Consider the following 3314-nt stretch of genomic DNA (forward strand, 5'->3'; position numbering starts at 1 on the left):
TCCCTGACCCGACCCGACGCGAGTCACTCCCGGGGTAGCCCCCTTGTGAGTCGGACTCGAGTCCGACTCGACTTCGCGGGCACTCTCCGGCGATACGGCGCTGCGAGGCGAGCGTGCGGGGCCGGCACTCGGGGCGGTCGCGGGTCGCACGCTCTGGGGTGCGGTGTCCGCGAGCGCCGGTGCGGGTCGCTCGTCGTCGTCCTCGCGCTGCACGTTCTGCGCGGTCCGGTAGCCGTTCTCGGTGAGGTACCTCGCAGCCCACTTCCCGTAGAGCGGGTGGGTGGGTGCGGGGCGCAGCGGGTGGTCGTCGTCCCACTGCGGGTTGCTGGAGCGCGAGGTGTTGCAGCGCCAGCACGCGACGACCATCGTGTCGACCGTCGCGGCCTGGCCTGGTACGCGGTGGTCGAGGGTGAAGGTGGCGTGGTGGCGCGGGCCACGCCACTGGGTCAGGACGCCGCAGTAGCGGCAGTTGTCGCCGTCGCGGCGCACGACGGGGACCTTGAGCGCGGGGTCCTTCACGTCGTCGCGCTGCTGCGCCTCCCACTCCTTCTCTGCCTTGAGGCGGATGTGCCAGAGGTTCTCGTCCTCGAGCAGCTTGTACACGCGCAGCCCGTCGACGACGTGCTCGGTGAGCAGGCCGACGCGCTTGGCCACCTCGATCAGCACCGCGGTGCGCGAGCCGCCGAACATGCGCGCGACACCGACCTCGACGTAGTAGTCGGTGTCGTGCTGCGCCGACTGCGTCGACAGCGCCCACAGCCAGCCGCGGGCCTCGTTGAGGAGCCGCTCGTCGGCCTCCGGCAACGCCTCGATCTTCATCAGCTTCGGGTGCGTCGCGGCGCCGTCGCTGCTCTTCTGCCATGACACAGGCGGTGGTGCTCCTCGGGGTGTCGTCGGGTGCGGGCTCGGGCTGCCCGTCAGGGCGGACGCGATCGGGCGTGTTCGCCGTGCCCGTACTTGCGGTGAGCGACCTCGGCGACCCGGGCGCGTGCGGCCGCTGTGTCCGCGTGGCGCTTCGCGGCCTCGATCCGGGTGTCGAGCTCGATGACGACCGCGGGAGGTCGGGCGGCGCGAAGGTCGTCGAGCGTCGTGCCCGGGGGTGGGGTCGGGTAGGAGCCGGTGCGGCGCGCCCAGGGCGAGCACGGGTCGCAGCGCCACCCCTCGAGGTACAGGCGCCCGGGCCGGTCCGGGTGGTAGACGCACGACCGCGGCCGCGGACCTGCCGCGGGCGGCTCACCCTCGCCCATCATCTGCACCGCCACGTGCCAGGTCTCGACCGACGGCGCATGCGCGAGGCCGGCCTCCTTCCAGACCCGGCGCCGGTTCCCCGTCCCCACCGCGAGCCCCGCGGCCGGGACGGACAGGCGCCGCGCCGCGGCCGCGAGCGCGCCAGCCTTCTTCTCCCGGTTCTCCTCGGCCTTGCGGGTGTGCGCGTAGTCGACGGTCACGCCGCACCCCCGACCCGGGCCACAACTACCCCGGTCGCTGGGCCGGTGGCGCGGCCAGCGCGATCGATCGCCGCTGCCGCGCGCCCACCGAGAGCGGCCATAGCGAGCGGCATCGACGACCGCTTGCCCGCGTGGGTCGGATGCGTGAAGGCGAAGTCACGCATGAGCCACAGCCGATCCGCGACGCCCGCGAGCTCGTTGAACCACGCCGCGTTCGCGACCGGGCCAAGCCACAGCCCGCACCCGTGCGCGATGAACTTGCGCGCCCACGGGGTGGCGTTGCTGAACGGAGGATTCAGCCAGACGAACGCCCCCCCCGGCCACGCGGTGGCGAGCCCGTCATCGAGGACGGTCAACTTGCGGGCAGCAGGCACGCAGTCCCCGCCGTTCTCCGGGCTCGCTGGGTCCAAGTCGAACGACTCACCCAGCGCGCGGAACACCCACGCCGGGGTGTACCGCTCGTCAGTGCTCGGAGGCGTGGGCGCGACGCCCGTCAGCAGCAGGTCGCTCATGACACGCCGCCGATCTGCAGGCGGGGCGGGTGGCCGCCGGCCTTCCACGCGTCCTCGACCTGGCGCTGCACCTGCTCGCTGACGGTCGACCCGTCCGGGAGCACGGTGTAGGCGAGGAACTCGTCCTCGAAGGTCGCGATGCCGGTCTCGACGGCCTCGAGCTTCGCCTTGATCGCGAGGGCGAGGCAGCGCCAGCGGCGGCGCAGTTCGGACTCGTGGGCCTTTCGTGCGCCGGCGGCGTCACGGGAGCGGCCGCTCTCGGTCGTCCAGAACACACGCGACTCGGGGTCGGGCAGGTCGACGAGGAAGCGGACCATGCGGCCGTGCGCCTTGAACGCGATCGCCGCGCGCTGCACACCGTCGGTGTCCTGGTCCCACCCGTAGGTGTACCCGGTCGCGCCGTAGCGGCGCAGCAGCTCGGCGATCTCCGCCTGCGAGCGCTCCGGCGAGACCGTCGTGCCCTCCGCGTACCGGCCGGTCACCGGTCACCCTCGTTCATCACCTTGAGCTGCGTGGCGGGGACAGCCGGGAGCGGGGTCGACCAGCCGCAGTCGTTGCACCACGGCGGCTTGCCGTCGCGGTGCTGCACCGGCCGGTGCCCGTCGTGGTCCCAGGGTCGCAGTTCGGCAGGGTCGACGGTCGTCGGGGTGTTCTCGGGCTCGAGCGCGGCCAGCAGGTTGCGCAGCCGCGCGACGTGCTCCGCGGTGCGCGGGATCCATGCCGCCTCGAGTGCCTCGATCGCGACCCGCAGCGTGTCGACCAGGTCGTCGTCCACCTCGACCTGGTCGGTGGTCACGCTTGGTGCGGGCTGGGACGAGCGGGCGGCGAGGAAACGGTCAGCGAGATGTGCCGCCAGCGCTTCCCACGTCCGCTCGTCGTACACCTCGATCTGCGAGTGGCCCTCGTCGGTGATGTCGATGCCGTGCGATGCACCGGGGGCGTCTGCCAGCCAGTCGGACACCTGCTCGATCAGCGCCTCCCGGTCCTCGTCAGGCAGTGCGGGCCGGGACGAGCGGGCGGCGAACCACGAGAGCGCGTCACCTGCACGAGAACGCGCGATCTCGATGTCGCCTGCGCACTCCTCCGGGAAGTCGAACGCATCGGGGTCGAGTACTCGGGCCAGCGCCTCCCGGCCCTCGTCGGACGGGGAGGGCGCGGGGGCGTCCCGGATCGCCCGCAGCAGCGGTGCCGAGTACGGGTTCACGGGCCGCGACCACACGTCACCGGGGCAGTGCTCCTCGTGCGACCGGAACCGGTTCATCGCACCCGCACCCTCGGCCCACGCCCCGTGCGCCAGCGCGAGCCCGGCCCGCGTCTCGATGAGCGTGTCAACGTCGGGCGTGGGGTCCGGGGA

The 3314-nt window shown here is 72.9% G+C and carries 5 protein-coding genes; all 5 read right to left on the reverse strand.

Going from position 1 to position 3314, the window contains the following annotated elements:
• On the reverse strand, positions 1 to 867 hold an 867-nt coding region (locus AW16_RS0116570; RefSeq protein ID WP_029292226.1), incomplete at its 3' end, for a hypothetical protein.
• Between the two features lie 50 nt (positions 868 to 917).
• Positions 918 to 1448 (reverse strand): hypothetical protein, encoded by a 531-nt coding sequence (locus AW16_RS0116575; RefSeq protein ID WP_029292228.1) that lies wholly within the window; start codon positions 1446 to 1448, stop codon positions 918 to 920.
• On the reverse strand, positions 1445 to 1960 hold the full coding sequence (locus tag AW16_RS17910) for a DNA N-6-adenine-methyltransferase (protein WP_051682042.1): 516 nt from the start codon (positions 1958 to 1960) through the stop codon (positions 1445 to 1447). Before AW16_RS17910 ends, AW16_RS0116575 begins: the two co-directional genes overlap by 4 nt.
• Entirely contained in the window at positions 1957 to 2442 is a 486-nt protein-coding gene (locus tag AW16_RS0116585; protein WP_029292232.1) for a hypothetical protein, read from the reverse strand. The genes AW16_RS17910 and AW16_RS0116585 overlap by 4 nt, the downstream gene beginning before the upstream one ends.
• On the reverse strand, positions 2439 to 3314 hold an 876-nt coding region (locus AW16_RS18705), incomplete at its 5' end, for a hypothetical protein (RefSeq protein WP_029292233.1). The genes AW16_RS0116585 and AW16_RS18705, both read right to left, overlap by 4 nt.

Source organism: Cellulomonas sp. HZM (assembly GCF_000708885.1).
Lineage (GTDB): Bacteria > Actinomycetota > Actinomycetes > Actinomycetales > Cellulomonadaceae > Cellulomonas.